This is a genomic window from Parabacteroides hominis, from assembly GCF_014287585.1.
GTDB classification, from domain to species: Bacteria; Bacteroidota; Bacteroidia; order Bacteroidales; family Tannerellaceae; genus Parabacteroides; species Parabacteroides hominis.
Window position 1 is genome coordinate 63388 of the sequence record NZ_JACOOJ010000006.1, and the last position, 14515, is coordinate 77902.

At 49.1% G+C, this 14515-nt stretch carries 15 protein-coding genes and 1 pseudogene; 10 read left to right on the top strand and 6 right to left on the bottom strand.

All coding sequences use genetic code 11. The features are described 5' to 3' along the window. Positions 1-8: 8 nt before the first annotated feature. The gene (locus H8S65_RS05070; protein WP_186928928.1) at positions 9-2045 is read right to left on the bottom strand and encodes an alpha-ketoacid dehydrogenase subunit alpha/beta; all 2037 of its coding nucleotides are present in this window, start codon (positions 2043-2045) and stop codon (positions 9-11) included. A gap of 166 nt (positions 2046-2211) precedes the next feature. Between H8S65_RS05070 and H8S65_RS05075 the strand changes: the two genes are divergently transcribed. Beyond that, on the top strand, positions 2212-2550 hold the full coding sequence (locus H8S65_RS05075; RefSeq protein ID WP_186928929.1) for a hypothetical protein: 339 nt from the start codon (positions 2212-2214) through the stop codon (positions 2548-2550). Positions 2551-2584: 34 nt separating this feature from the next. Here H8S65_RS05075 and H8S65_RS21375 read toward each other — a convergent pair whose 3' ends face one another. The 5 genes and pseudogenes from H8S65_RS21375 to H8S65_RS05095 all read right to left on the bottom strand — a co-directional run bounded on the left by H8S65_RS21375 (position 2585) and on the right by H8S65_RS05095 (position 6853). Next, the gene (locus H8S65_RS21375) at positions 2585-3409 is read right to left on the bottom strand and encodes a dihydrolipoamide acetyltransferase family protein (protein ID WP_436277869.1); all 825 of its coding nucleotides are present in this window, start codon (positions 3407-3409) and stop codon (positions 2585-2587) included. Between the two features lie 27 nt (positions 3410-3436). Beyond that, positions 3437-3946 (bottom strand): annotated as a pseudogene (locus tag H8S65_RS21380) (biotin/lipoyl-containing protein); the annotation flags it as partial. Between the two features lie 16 nt (positions 3947-3962). Further along, positions 3963-4703, bottom strand: a complete 741-nt coding sequence (locus H8S65_RS05085; protein ID WP_186928931.1) for a lipoate--protein ligase family protein — start codon at positions 4701-4703, stop codon at positions 3963-3965. Between the two features lie 3 nt (positions 4704-4706). After that, entirely contained in the window at positions 4707-6056 is a 1350-nt protein-coding gene (lpdA, locus tag H8S65_RS05090; protein WP_186928932.1) for a dihydrolipoyl dehydrogenase, read from the bottom strand. A 194-nt stretch (positions 6057-6250) separates the two neighbouring features. Further along, positions 6251-6853 carry a nitroreductase family protein gene (locus tag H8S65_RS05095; protein ID WP_186928933.1) on the bottom strand — a complete coding sequence of 201 codons (603 nt, stop codon included), beginning with the start codon at positions 6851-6853 and terminating at the stop codon, positions 6251-6253. A 169-nt stretch (positions 6854-7022) separates the two neighbouring features. Here H8S65_RS05095 and H8S65_RS05100 point away from each other — a divergent pair, with 169 nt between their 5' ends. The 9 genes from H8S65_RS05100 to porD all read left to right on the top strand — a co-directional run bounded on the left by H8S65_RS05100 (position 7023) and on the right by porD (position 14507). Then, positions 7023-8285, top strand: coding sequence for a glycosyltransferase family protein (locus H8S65_RS05100; RefSeq protein WP_186928934.1), 1263 nt, complete (start codon positions 7023-7025; stop codon positions 8283-8285). 171 nt (positions 8286-8456) lie between these two features. Next, positions 8457-8696 carry a 50S ribosomal protein L28 gene (gene rpmB / locus H8S65_RS05105; RefSeq protein WP_186928935.1) on the top strand — a complete coding sequence of 80 codons (240 nt, stop codon included), beginning with the start codon at positions 8457-8459 and terminating at the stop codon, positions 8694-8696. Between the two features lie 19 nt (positions 8697-8715). After that, entirely contained in the window at positions 8716-8904 is a 189-nt protein-coding gene (gene rpmG / locus H8S65_RS05110) for a 50S ribosomal protein L33 (protein ID WP_005642977.1), read from the top strand. Positions 8905-8918: 14 nt separating this feature from the next. Continuing rightward, entirely contained in the window at positions 8919-9071 is a 153-nt protein-coding gene (locus tag H8S65_RS05115; RefSeq protein ID WP_005638125.1) for a DUF4295 domain-containing protein, read from the top strand. A gap of 208 nt (positions 9072-9279) precedes the next feature. Continuing rightward, on the top strand, positions 9280-10404 hold the full coding sequence (gene dnaN / locus H8S65_RS05120; protein ID WP_186928936.1) for a DNA polymerase III subunit beta: 1125 nt from the start codon (positions 9280-9282) through the stop codon (positions 10402-10404). Between the two features lie 10 nt (positions 10405-10414). Then, complete coding sequence (locus H8S65_RS05125; protein WP_186928937.1) at positions 10415-11185, top strand: 3'-5' exonuclease; 771 nt, start codon at positions 10415-10417, stop codon at positions 11183-11185. Positions 11186-11190: 5 nt separating this feature from the next. Further along, the gene (locus H8S65_RS05130; protein ID WP_186928938.1) at positions 11191-12342 is read left to right on the top strand and encodes an iron-containing alcohol dehydrogenase; all 1152 of its coding nucleotides are present in this window, start codon (positions 11191-11193) and stop codon (positions 12340-12342) included. Positions 12343-12393: 51 nt separating this feature from the next. After that, positions 12394-13605, top strand: a complete 1212-nt coding sequence (coaBC, locus tag H8S65_RS05135; protein WP_186928939.1) for a bifunctional phosphopantothenoylcysteine decarboxylase/phosphopantothenate--cysteine ligase CoaBC — start codon at positions 12394-12396, stop codon at positions 13603-13605. Further along, a complete protein-coding gene (gene porD / locus H8S65_RS05140) occupies positions 13602-14507 on the top strand; it encodes a type IX secretion system protein PorD (RefSeq protein ID WP_186928940.1) in 906 nt (301 codons plus the stop codon). Before coaBC ends, porD begins: the two co-directional genes overlap by 4 nt. Positions 14508-14515: the final 8 nt, after the last annotated feature.

Consider the following 14515-nt stretch of genomic DNA (forward strand, 5'->3'; position numbering starts at 1 on the left):
CTCTTTCATTAATATTCTAATAATGCTTTTGCAGCGTTGTAGATCCGTTCTTCTCCGGGCAGGATCGCTTTTTCGAGGACAGGATGGAAACCGACTGGGGTGAAGGTGGAACCGACGCGCTGGATCGGAGCATCCAAGTACCGGAACATTTCCGTGCCGATGATACCGGCTATTTCCGCTCCGAAACCGGAGAACACTTTGTCTTCATGTACGATCAGCACCTTGCTGGTCTTTTTCACGGAGGCGAAGATCGTTTCCGTATCGAGCGGGATCAGCGAGCGGATATCGATCACTTCCACATCCCAGTCATGCTCTTTCTTCAGCTTTTCGGCGACGGTCAGGCAGAAATGTGTCGTGTTGCCATACGTGATCACGCTCAGGTCGCTGCCCGGCCGGCGGATACGGGCTTTTCCGAAAGGGACTTCGAAGTCATCCGGCACGAAACTGGCTGCTTCGACCGAATTATATTGCGCTTTCGGTTCGAGAAAGACGGTAAAGCCTTTCGAGCGTATGCTGGTTCGCAACAGCCCTGCCGCATCGTCGGCAAAAGAAGGATAGACGATGCGGGCTCCCGGAATGGAGGTCAGCGCGCCTTCGATCGTTTGCGAATGGTAGAGTCCGCCGCCGATATAACCGCCCGATGCCAGGCGGAGCGTCAGATTAGGGGTGAACTGCCCGTTGCTTCGCCAGTATTCGTGGGTACATTCGACGTATTGCTCGATGGCCGGCCAGAAGTAATCGGCAAATTCGGCTCCTTCTACCACGACGTGTATTTTCGGGTCGAAGCGGCACATGCCGTTGGCCGTGCCCACAATGTAGTCTTCGGCGATGGGAGCATTGAAGATACGTTTCGGTCCGAACTCCTGTTGCATGCCTTTGGTGACGTTGAACACGCCGCCTTTGTCTTTGTTAGCCACGTCCTGTCCCCACAGGAATGTATCCGGGTTATGGCGGAATTCTGCTTTTAGTGTTTCGTTGATTGCGGTTACCAGTGTTTTCTTTTCGCCATTTTCTTCTTTGTGCGTGCCGTCTGTATATTTTTGCGGCTTGTAAGGTTCGGGCAGGACATAGTCGTAGATCGTTGCAGGATCAGGTTCGGGAGCCGCCATCGCTTTGCGGTTGGCAGCGCTCAGGTCTTTTTTCGCCTGTGCTTCTATCTGCTTCAGTTCTTCTTCGGTCAGGCGGTTGTAACGGAGCAGCATACGGCGGAATTTTTGCAGCGGATCGGCTGCTTTCACGTAGGCAAGTTCGTTTTCATCGCGATATAAAGTCTGCTTGTCGGAGTTCGAATGGGAGCCGATGCGTACGCAGTTTGCATGGACGATCACCGGATTATGCGTATTGATCGCATGTTCGCGGGCTTCGGTCATGGCGTTCATCGAGTCGAAAACGTCTTTTCCGTTGCAGTGGATGATGCGCAGGTTTTTGAAGCCTGAGAAGTTGTCGGCTACCTTGCGGTTGGCCGTCTGGTCCTTTTTGGGGACGGAGATGCCGTAGCCGTTGTCCTGCAAGACGAAGATAACGGGGAGCTGCTCGTTGCTCGCCCCGTTGATGGCTTCGTAGACGTAGCCTTCGGAAGTGGCGGATTCACCGTGCGAGGTGATCGCAACGCCTTTGTGGTCGTAATAAACCATTGCGCGGGCGACACCTACGGCGTGCAGGTCGTGTGTCCCGGTTGCCGAGGATATGTTTTCGATATGCCACTCCGGCTTGGCGAAATGGTTGGACATATGCCGTCCGCCGCTGGACGGGTCGGTCGCTTTCGAGATACCGTTCAGGATGACTTCTTCCGCCGTCATTCCGGCAGACAGGACCGTCAGCATATCACGGTAGTAGGGAAAGAGGTAATCCTCTCCCCGGTGGAATACCTGCCCGATGGCGAGCTGGATGCCGTCGTGTCCGGCATAAGGGGCATGATAGGACCATCCTAAGGACTGGAGCAGGTAAGAAGGCGCCTTTTCATCGAGCGCCCTGCCGAGACTCATCAGGTAATACCATTTGCGAAGCGTCTCGGTATCGGTCGTTTTTATATCGTATCGTTTCATACTTGATTATTTTATGTGTTGTTTTAATTGTTTTATGATAAATGCTGATAAATGCTGATTTATCAGTTACTTTTCTCTTGAAAGAAAAGTAACCAAAAGTTCAAGGCCGAACCTGCTTCGCTACTCCGTTCCCTCCGTTCGCTGTCGCATCTGAAACTCGCTTCGCTTGGGACAGCAGACGTTCCGTTCGCTCACTGCGGTCTCTACGCTTAACGCTCACCAGCTTAGGCCGGAGATAGAGCCTGACGGCTCTTTGGGGATGGCCGATACCACCTGCTTCTTTGCGATTCAAGTGAGGCGAGCCTCATGCCGCAGGTTTCTTTTGCCGTCTGCTTCAGCAGACGGACAGGTGATTGCTTCCGGCCTTGCCGGTTCCTCTGTGGGTTTTAACCCCTTTAAATATAATCTTATGAAAGGGACTAAAGTCCACAGAGGAAGAGGCTTTGCCTCTAAATCTTTTAAACCGTCTGCTTCAGCAGACGGCAAAAGAGAGCGTGCAGCATAAGGCCTGCTTTGTCTTTTTGCTCACCGATAAATCATCATTTATCCCAGTTCTCCAAATAATCCGCAACCCGCCGCAAGAACTCTCCGCCGAGCGCACCGTTGATGATCCGGTGGTCGTACGACAGGGACAGGTACATCTTGTGGCGGATTGCGATCGTATCTCCTTCGGGTGTTTCCACTACAGCCGGTTTCTTTTCGATGAAGCCGACGCCTAAGATGGCTACCTGCGGCTGGTTGATGATCGGCGTACCGAACAGGCTCTTGAACGAACCGAAGTTGGTGATCGTGAAAGTTCCGCCTTGTATATCGTCCGGCATCAGCTTACCCGTGCGTGCTTTGGCGGCAAGGCTGTCGATACTGACGGCAAGACCGTTCAGATTCAACTTGTCCGCATCGTGTATGACCGGAACGATCAGGTTGCCGTCCGGCAGCGACACGGCGATACCCAGGTTGATATGCTTTTTCAGAATGACCTTGTAGCCGTCTACCGATGCGTTCACGTACGGGAATTCAGCCAATGCCTTGGCCGTGGCTTCGGCAATGGCAGGCATAAAGGTGAGCGCCACGCCTTCGCGTTTGAAGAAAGCCTCTTTCACGCGGCTGCGCCATTTGACGAGGCGGGTAACGTCGGCTTCGACAACGGTCGTAACGTGCGGAGACACTTTTTTCGACATCACCATGTGGTCGGATATGATACGGGCTACGCGATCCATTTCGACTGTTTCGTCTTCGGCAATAGCTGCCGGATTGCGTCGGTCGTTGACGGTGGGCGGCGTCGACCGATGATGGTGTCCACCGTCGACCGGTGATGGCGCGTTGCGTAGGTCGTCGACGGTGGGTTGCGTCGACGGTTGGCGCAAGTTTTCGGTTCCACTTTGTGGAGCTACTCCGCTTTTCTTCGTCGTTATATAATCTTTGATATCCTTTTTGCTGAGACGCCCTTCGTAGCCGGTTCCCGGAATAGCGTCCAGTTCGGCTTGCGATATTTTGGCTTCCTGCGCTAATTGCAGCACGATGGGAGAATACCATCTTCCGTCTTCTTCCTTGGACGATTTGACGGGCTGGACGGGTTCTGCCGGTGCAGACTGTACCGTTGTGCTTTCGTTGCTTTTGGCCGCTGCGGGAGCGGGGCTTTCCGGCGCTTCTCCCTCTTCGCCTTCCAACTGGATCAGGGCGACGGTTGTGCCGACGGCTACCGTATCGCCTTCGGCAAACAGCAGTTCGAGAACCTTTCCGGCAACCGGAGAGGGTATTTCCGCACTGACTTTGGCCGTGCTCACTTCAAAGAGGACATCGTCCTCCTGAACAGCATCGCCTACTTTGACGGACCAGGAGACAATCGTCCCTTCCGTAATGCTTTCGCCCAGCTTGGGCATTTTTATTTCAAATGTCGACATAGTTTAAATGTGTATTTTATGTTCTGATATTGAAGTTCCAGGCCGGCGTTGCATATTTGTTGTCACGCAGGGTCCGGATGGCGTTCAAATCGTCTTCAGTGAATGAATAAGGACGGGTGGCCGTCTTGTTTTCTGTAAAATAGTTCAGAAGCGCGTCTCTGAATTCTCCGATAGATACCGCTTTGCGGGTATAGGTGCATATGTTGGTGACCGGGCTTCTTACGGACTTGACATAAAAAGGAGCGGGCTTCACCTCGTTTTTCTCCGGCCTCCGCCCTGTGCTTTTGAGGGCGGTCGCCAGGCGATACAGGTCGGTGGAGAAAAGGAGGGTGGCATGGTGCAAGATCCTGCCTTTGTGGATGGATTGCGCACTGCCTGATATTTTCAGCCCGTCGATCGTGAGCGCCTGCCGTTCGTCAGCCTCTGCCCGGATGCCGAATGTGGCAAGGAAGGCGATCAGCCGGGCTGTGAATGTGCCGGATGCAAGTTCCTTGCTGTTTTGTATAAGAGTGACATTCAGGTTGCCGGAATCGTGATAGACGGCTCCGCCACCTGAATAACGGCGTACGACTTTGATATGCTTCTCCTGTATATAGTTCCGGTTTATCTCGTCCCATACGTTCTGATGCTTGCCGATGATGACGGACGGTTCGTTCTGCCACAACATGAAGATGTCGTCCGAAAAGTTCTTAAGCAGATACTCTTCGGCTGCCAGGTTGAACCAGGCATCGGTGTATGGATTATCGATATAAATCATAAATCAGAGGTAGAGGCTTTCATGTATCGCCTCTCCGACAGTCGGATGGGGGAATACGGTTTTCTTGAATTCATCGACCGTATAACCGTGCTCGACGGCGATACCGGCAATGACGATGATCTCCGACGCCGGATTTCCCAACAGGTGGCAACCGATGATCCGGCCGTTCACGTTTGTCAGGAGCTTGCATAGCCCGTTGCCGGTTTCGTTTTCGGCGACAAAACGGCCGGAGTAGGTCATCGGTATCTTGACAAGGTTGTAATATTCTCCGTTCGCCTTCAATTCCTCTTCCGTCTTGCCGACACCCGCCACTTCGGGATTGGTGTAGACGACGGCAGGAATGGCCCTGTAGTCCATCCGGTCCTCATGCCCTAAGATATGATTGACGGCAACCTCGCCTTCCCGATAGGCCGTATGGGCCAGTTGCGAGAATCCTGTGATATCGCCGGCTGCGTAAACGTGCGGATGGGAAGTCTGCATATATTCGTTCACCCGGACGCCCCGCCGGTCCGTCTCGATGGAAAGGCTTTCCAAGCCTAAATCTTTGGTGATGGCCCGGCGCCCTACGCTGACCAGGATCCTGTCTGCCGGGATCGCATCCGTCTTGCCGTCTTTCTCGACAATGACCTCTTTCGGGGTGACTTCGATCACCTTTGTGTTCAGATGGAATTCCACGCCTTTCTTGGCATATTCGCTCCGGAGCATGGCGGAAGCCTCCTTGTCCATCGCACCGAGTATTTCCGGCATCATCTCGATCACCTTCACTTTTACTCCCATGCTGGTAAAGAAAGAGGCGAACTCGATCCCGATCACGCCGCCGCCTATGATGGCAAGTTCTTTGGGAAGCTCTTTACTGTCGAGTGCTTCCCGCGAAGTCCAGTATTCTACGTCCGAGAGTCCCTCGATAGGAGGGATTACCGTTTCGGAACCGGTGCAGAGGAGTATGTTTTTGACGGTGAAAAGGTCGTTTCCGCACTCTATGCGGATCATTCCGTCCGTTTCCCCGTTCAACACGGCAGTCCCTTCGACGATCGTGATCCCGCTCGAAGTGAGCCGCATCTTCACGCCGGATGTCAGCTTTTTGACCGTCCGGTTCTTACGCCCGATGATCTTGTCCATGTCGAAAGACGGCGTCCCTTCCGGCAGAATGCCATATTTGGAGGATGTTTTGAAGCTGTCCAGTATTTTGGCGGAGTATAATAACGTTTTTGTGGGAATGCAGCCTTCGTTCAGGCAGACGCCCCCGATGGCGTTCTTTTCGAAGAGGACGGTTTTCAAGCCCCCTTCGGCTGCCCGTTCGGCGGCGGTATAGCCCGCCGGCCCTCCCCCTATGATTGCAATATCGTAATTCATATTTGTGCTTAATTTAGTTTGACATTAAAAAGAGAAAGATGCTCCGTTGCCATTTCGACAGCAAAAAGAGGGTTATCGCTTCCAAATAGAAACGTTAAAAAATATTATCCTTGCTACTAATTCCATTTATATGCACTACTAATCCGATTTAGATGGGGGCGTAGTGACATTTTGCTAATGGGGCACTTTCTCTTTTACCCGAAAACCAGGACTCTTTTGTCCAGCGGCTTGATCTCTTTCGGTCCGGGCTCTTCCGTCGGCGTCCCGAAAGGCATCTGGGCAACCAGTTCCCATTTCGGATCGAGTTTCCACTCCGCACATACGGTTTCGTCGATCAGCGGGTTGTAATGTTGAAGGGATGCTCCTAAGCCGGCATCTTCCAGCATTGTCCAGATAGCCAGTTGGTGCATGGCGGATGTTTGCTGTGCCCAAACCGGGAATTTGTCGTAGTAAGTAGGGAAGGAGTCTTGCAACTGTTCGACGACCGCTTTGTCTTCATAGAACAGGATCGTTCCGTAGCCGGCGGCCAGGCTTCCGTCTATTTTAGCTTCCGTTCCTTTGAAAACTTCCGCGGAGACAATTCTCTTCAATGTCTCTTTCGTGATCTCCCAAAGTCTTTTATGGTTCTTGCCTAACAGCAATACGATGCGGGTCGATTGCGAATTGAAGGCTGAAGGGACGTTCATGACTGCGAAGTCTATGATTTCTTTGATCTGTTCGTCTGATATCGGGGAACTGTTCGTGATGTGATAGTAAGTTCTGCGATGTCTCAATGCTTCTTTAAAATCTCGTGCCATAATTAATGCGTTTTTATTTTATGTTTCTTTGAAAAGAAAACCATCCGGAGTCTGGTTTTGTTGCAAATACGTCCCGTTGTTTCTCGAATAAGCCGATAGAATTAATCTATCACGGCGGATTACTGGTGAAAAGGCTGTATCTTTGTCTCCCAAAAAGAGTTAAAGAGGAATGATTGGAAAAAAAATACCGGCTGTTTTTCGGATCGTGTTTGCCATATGGGTGATCCTGCAGGTTTGCCTAATGGTAAAATACTGGGATATGCCTAACCACGATGACGCCCTGGCTTATGTGGAACTGGCTTCGGAATGTATTGCGAGGGGCACTTGGTATCCGGACGTGCATAACCAATATGACGATTTTATTTTCGGTCCGGGCTATGTAAACCTTTTGATCGGGATCTATCATCTTTTCGGATCTTTCTCTTTTGTCCGGTTGCTGAATTTATTGATGAATATTGCAATGGTATTTGAAATACGGAAGTTGGCCGGACGGATGTTTTCGAATAAAACGGGGTATTACGCTGCTATTTTATATATGTCGATTTTTTCAAACCTATATGCTCCGATAGCCGTATTGACTGATTTGCCTTTTACTTTCCTGTTGTTGACAGCCCTGCTGTTGTGCAACTTCCGCCGGCTGTTTCCTGTGGCTGTCGCCGGAGTGCTGATTGCTCTGGCTAACTGGTTCCGTCCTCTGGCAATTGTCTTTTTATGCGTGATTTTGCTCCTTTTCATCGTGCAAAAGCGCCGGTGGCAGTCTTATGTCGCTTTGGCTCTGCCGCTTGTCTTGACTGTTTTCCTGATCGGACAGAGTGCGAAGAAGAGAACCGGTCATTTTGTCTATCAAGCGGTGTCCGGAGGCTATAACTTAGCCATGAGTTCTTTTGATGAAGCAAACGGTTTAGTCAATTTTAACGGCTTCGGTGATCCTGACAATTATATTTGCCTTCCTCCCGGAGATTATACCTATATGGAGCGGGACAGCCTGTTAAAGCGTGCGTCGGTCCGCTGGATATCGGAGCACCCGTTTAAGTATATTTCCCAACTGCCCTTCAAGTTGGCCGCTTTATATTGTGAAGATACCTGGACGGAGCGTGTGAAGCCGGATATGGGATTTAGAGTAGTGCTTTCAAAAATGAAGGATAATAGCTTGAAATTGATTGAGTTAATCGTTGTCCTGGCGTTGAAGAGCATTGTCTATTACACCGTGCTTTTGTTATTCCTTTATTACGTTTGGACGAACCGGCGCGATCTGTTCCGGGAGCGGAATGTCTATCTCCTGATCCCTGTTTTAGGTACGGCTGTAACGGTTTTGTTCGTGATCACTTCCCGCTATCATTATCCTTATTTGTTTGCGATAACAATCTATGCGGCAGCGGGGCTTGACACTCTCATACAGAATAAATTAAAGAAAAATAGCAGAAAGTGCTGATTTATTTGCTGATTTCTTGTGTGTGAATCAAAATAATTTGTACCTTTGTGCCCCGTAAAAGAAGAGAAACTCTATTAGAATCTTTGTTTTTGTTCAAGATGCAGTTCAAAAAGGGAAGACAGATAGCAGGAGTTGACTTAAATTTCGTAATATTAAAAAGAAAGATTAGCGATGTCTAAAATTTGTCAAATTACCGGAAAGAAAGCAATGGTTGGCAACAACGTTTCTCACTCTAAGAGAAGAACGAAACGTAAGTTTGATGTGAACCTGTTTACTAAAAAGTTCTACTGGGTAGAACAGGATTGTTGGGTTAGCCTGAATATTTCAGCCGCTGGCTTGCGTACTATCAATAAACTTGGTTTGGATGCAGCAATTAAGAGAGCTGCTGAAAAAGGTTATTTAAACGCTTAATTTGAGGAGGAAATAAGAAATGGCAAAGAAAGCAAAAGGTAACAGAGTTCAGGTAATTCTTGAATGCACTGAGCACAAAGAAAGTGGTATGCCGGGTACTTCCCGTTATATTACAACAAAGAACAGAAAGAATACAACTCAGAGATTGGAGCTGATGAAGTACAATCCTATCCTGAAGAAGATGACGTTACACAAAGAAATTAAGTAAGAGGAGATTAAACAATGGCAAAAAAAGCGGTTGCAACATTTAAGAAAGGTGACGGTCGTACCTATTCTAAAGTAATCAAGATGGTTAAGTCCCCGAAGACCGGTGCTTACATCTTCCAGGAAGAAATGATTCCTAACGAAGCTGTCAAAGATTATTTCGCTAAATAAGAGAGCGTAATATCAAGATACGAAGAGAGGTTCTTCTCCATAGCGGGAAGGACCTCTTTTTTTGTCTCCATTCGGGTGGTTATATGGAATATTTTCATAATTTTGTGTGGGCGAATCCGCGGCTGTCCGGTTAAGGGCTGTCCGTGAGCCGGACCTGCAAAATACATTTGATGAATAATAAATAAAAACAAATAAATAATTAAGAACCATGAGATTTGATGTATCCAGCACAGCGCTGTTATCACGTTTGCAATCTATTAGCAAAGTCATTGCTTCTAAGAATTCATTACCGATCCTGGACAGTTTCCTTTTCAACCTGGAAGGTAATAAACTCACCATAACAGCTTCGGATGCTGAAACACGTCTGGTTACATCCGTTGACGTGATGAATGCACAGGGAAGCGGGCTTTTCGCCGTCTCGGCAAAAATCTTGCTCGACCCGTTGAAGGAGTTGCCCGAACAACCGCTGACTTTCGATATTAACGACGATAACCTGGAAATCTTTATCCATTTCCAGAACGGTAAGTATAATTTTATCGGACAGAAGGGAGACACGTATCCGCAGCAGAAACCGTTGAATGAGAATGCGATATCTGTCATGATGGATGCGCAGATGTTGCTGAACGGCATCAGCCGCTCGCTGTTTGCAACGGCTGACGACGAGCTTCGTCCGGTAATGAACGGCATCTATTTCGATATTCATACGGACGATCTGACATTTGTGGCTTCCGACGGACATAAGCTGGTGCGCCTGCGCAACCTTTCGGTAAAATCACCGGAAAGAGCTTCTTTCATTTTGCCGAAGAAGCCCGCTAACCTGCTGAAAGGCCTTTTATCAAAAGAAGGGGAGATGGTCAGCATCAAGTTCGATGATAACAATGCCTATGTCAACTGTTCTAATTTCGAAATGGTTTGCCGACTGATCGAAGGCCGTTACCCGAATTACAACAGCGTGATCCCGCAGGAAAATCCTTTCAAGGTGACGATCGACCGTGTCTCTTTCCTGAATGCTTTGAAGCGCGTTTCCGTTTTCTCCAACCCGGCAAGCAGCCTTGTCAAGTTGCAGTTGAAGGAGAGCGAGATGATTGTTTCCGCACAGGATATCGATTTTTCCACTTCGGCGGAAGAAAAAATTGTTTGCAGCTTTGACGGAACCGAATTAAGCATCGGTTTCAAGGCTACTTATCTGATTGAAATACTGAGCAACATCAATTCGGAAGAGGTGATACTCGAATTGGCTGATCCTTCGCGTGCCGGCCTGATCGTTCCTTCTGAAAACGAAGAGAACGAGGATCTGCTGATGCTGCTGATGCCTATGATGTTGAATGATTAAAATATAAGAAATGCAGTTAAACCTGAAAAACCCGTTAGTCTTCTTCGACTTGGAGACTACGGGTATTAATATTGTTAAAGACCGTATCGTGGAAATCTCTTTTGTCAAGGTTTACCCGAATGGAAAAGAAGAATCTAAAACGAGACGGATCAATCCGGAAATGCCCATTCCACCGGAATCGACCGCTATTCACGGCATCACCGACGAAGATGTAAAAGACTGTCCAACCTTTAAAGAAATAGCCAAGTCGCTGGCCACCCAGATAGAAGGGTGCGATCTGGCCGGATATAACTCCAATCGCTTCGATATCCCTTTGCTGGCGGAAGAGTTTCTGCGGGCAGGTGTCGATATCGATTTGAACAAACGCAAGTTTGTAGACGTGCAGACCATTTTCCATAAGATGGAACAGCGTACGCTTTCGGCCGCCTATAAGTTCTACTGTGACAAAAGCCTTGAAAACGCCCATACGGCGGAGGCCGATACGATGGCGACCTATGAAGTGTTGAAAGCGCAGTTGGACCGTTATCCGGACTTGCAGAATGATATCAATTTCCTTTCCCAATATTCAAGCTATACGAATAATGTGGACTTTGCCGGGCGTATGGTATATAACGACAAAGGGGAAGAGGTGATAAACTTTGGCAAATATAAAGGCCGTCTGGTCGAGGAAGTGCTGAAGAACGATCCCGGATATTATTCCTGGATTATGAATGGCGACTTTCCTCTGAACACCAAGAAAATACTGACTGAAATAAAATTGAGAGGTTTTAATTCGAAATAAGAACCATGAATAATTTTGAGTTTTGTAACCCTGTAAAGGTTGTTTTCGGCAAAGGTTCCATAGCCCGTTTGTCCGCTTTGATTCCGGAAGGAAGTAAAGTGCTGATGGTGTATGGCGGCGGAAGCATAAAGAAAAACGGCATCTACGGCCAGGTGACAAAGGCGCTGGAAGGTTTTGAAGTGACCGAGTTTCCGGGAATCGAAGCAAATCCGCATTACGAAACCTGCATGAAGGCCGTGGAGGTCGTCAAAGAGAAGAAGATTGATTTTCTGCTGGCCGTAGGCGGCGGTTCGGTGATCGACGCCACGAAGTTCATCGCGGTATCTGTCGGTTTCGAAGGCGATCCGTGGGATATCCTTTCGAAAGGCGGCGAGATAAAGAGCGCCTTGCCTTTGGGTACGGTGCTTACATTGGCTGCGACCGGTTCGGAGATGAACGAACGTTCGGTTATCTCCCGTGTCTCGACTCGTGAGAAACTGAATTTCGCCAGTCCGTTGGTATTCCCGAAATTCTCTGTGCTGGACCCTGAAGTGACTTACTCGCTCCCCGCACGCCAGGTGGCGAACGGGGTGGTCGACTCTTTTATTCATGTGGTGGAGCAGTATCTGACCTATCCGGTCAATGCGAAGGTGCAGGATGCCTTTTCGGAAGGATTGATGCGTGTCATCCATGAAGAAGGATTGAAGGTTTTGGATAATCCGAACGACTACGATATCCGTGCCAACCTGATGTGGGCGGCGACCAATGCGTTGAATGTCTGGATCGGGCAGGGGGTTCCGCAGGACTGGTCTTCCCACCGCATGGGCTATTCGCTGACGGCGCAGTTCGGCCTGGATCATGCACAAACACTGGCGATTCTCTTGCCGGGCGTCATGACCTATATGTTTAAAGAGAAGCAGGCCAAGTTAGCTCGTATGGGCGAAGTCGTTTTTGGCATTGCGGATGGGACGGAAGAGGAAAAGGCACGCAAGACAATTGCGGCCTGTGAGGATTTCTTCAGCCGGATGGGACTGAAAACGCGCCTCGGTGAATGTGGCATTACGGAAAAGGATTTGGATACCCTTGCCGCTCCTGTGGACAAACAGGGCTGGAAATTGGGCGAACATCATAATATAGACAGCCGTGTGGCTCGCGAGATAATGGCATTGCGCTTGTAATTTCATGCTTACGAAATTTCGGTTTTATCCGGAAGTATATATAAATAGGTTATGGAAAATAGTCTGAAAGGTAAACATATCATATTGGGGATAACAGGGAGCATCGCTGCCTATAAAGCCGCCTATATCATCCGTGCCCTGGTGAAGAAAGGGGCGGAGGTTCAAGTTGTTATTACCCCTGCGGGAAAAGAATTCATTACGCCGCTCACGTTATCCACGTTGAGCAGCCATCCGGTGATCAGCGAGTTTTTCTCGAACCGAGACGGTACGTGGAACAGCCATGTCGATCTCGGCCTCTGGGCGGATGCCATGCTGGTCGCACCGGCTACTGCTTCGACAATCGGAAAGATGGCGAATGGCATTGCCGATAATATGCTGGTCACGACATACCTGTCTTGCAAAGCTCCGGTTTTTGTCGCACCGGCGATGGATTTGGATATGTTTGCACATCCTTCCACCGGGCAGAACTTAGACCGGCTCCGTTCGTTCGGCAACCGTATCATCGAACCTGCCGAAGGGGAACTTGCCAGCCATCTGGTAGGTAAGGGGCGCATGGAAGAACCGGATAGGATCGTGGCGGTCCTGGAAGATTTCTTCGCTTCCCAAACCCGGCTTGAAAAAAAAAAGATTGTAATAACTGCCGGTCCGACATATGAAAAGATAGATCCCGTACGTTTTATAGGTAACTATTCTTCCGGAAAGATGGGGTTTGCATTGGCGGAAGCGTGTGCAGGGCAGGGGGCGGAAGTGACATTGATCGCAGGGCCGGTGTCTTTGAAGGCGGTTCATCCGAATATCAAACGGATCGATGTCGAGTCGGCCGAAGAAATGTATCAGGCGGCCATGACGGCTTTTCCGGGGGCGGATGCCGGTATCCTTTGTGCCGCCGTGGCGGATTATCGTCCGGATGAGCAGGCAAGCGAAAAGATCAAACGGGAGACGAAAGGGGAAATGACGCTCCGTCTGGTTCCGAATAAGGATATCGCAGCCTCGTTGGGAGCGATCAAGCGGGAAAACCAGGTCTTAGTCGGTTTCGCATTGGAAACAAATGATGAAACGGCTCATGCCGAAGGAAAGCTGAAACGGAAAAACCTCGATTTCATCGTGTTGAATTCATTGAGGGATGCAGGCGCCGGTTTCCGTTGCGACACGAATAAGATCACGATCATCGACAAGGAAGGCGGGACGACTGTTTATCCCTTGAAGAGCAAACAGGGAGTGGCCGTTGATATTATAAATAAATTGGCAACATTATTAAAATGAGAATGATTAAGAAATTGTTATGCATATGCTTGTTGGGAGCTGCTCCTTTTATGGGTAAGGCGCAGGAGTTGAATGCCCGCATCACCATAAACAGTGATAAGGTGCAGAGTACGAATAAACAGGTGTTCAAAACCCTGCAGGATGCATTGAATGATTTCGTCAATAACAAAAAATGGACGGATGCTACTTTCGCCATAAACGAACGTATCGACTGCTCCATGACTCTCATCATCAACGAAATGGTATCGGACAATAGTTTTAAAGGCGAGATACAGGTGCAGGCTCGCCGTCCGGTATATAATTCCAGCTATACGACAACGTTGCTGAATTATCGTGATACGGAACTCTCTTTCGACTATACCGAATTCGAACCGTTGGAATATACGGAAAATACATTGAGCAACAATCTGATTGCAACGGTTGTTTTCTATATCTATACGATCCTCGGCCTGGATTTCGACAGCTTTTCCCCGAAAGGAGGCACTGCTTTCCTCGGACAGGCCATGCAGATCGTGAGCCTGGCACAGGCGCAACCTGCCTGGACAGGTTGGAAAGCTTTTGAAAACGACCGTAACCGCCATGCTTTGGCTACGGCTCTGACGGACAATACTTCCGAATTGTTCCGGGATATGTGGTATAACTATCATCGTAAGGGACTCGATGAAATGGCCGCAAATCCGGATCGCGGACGTACGACTATAATCGGTTTGCTTCCGGTTTTGGAGCAAGTTAAGAGTGCCCGTCCGACGTCACCGTTGCTTCAGATGTTCGCCGATTCCAAACTGGATGAAGTCGTTTTGATCTATTCGAAAGCTACTGCGCCGGAGAAGCAGGAAGGCTATAAAATGTTGTCCAATCTGTATCCTGCCCTCACGACACGTATGGAATCGCTTAAAAAGTAATCTGGAAT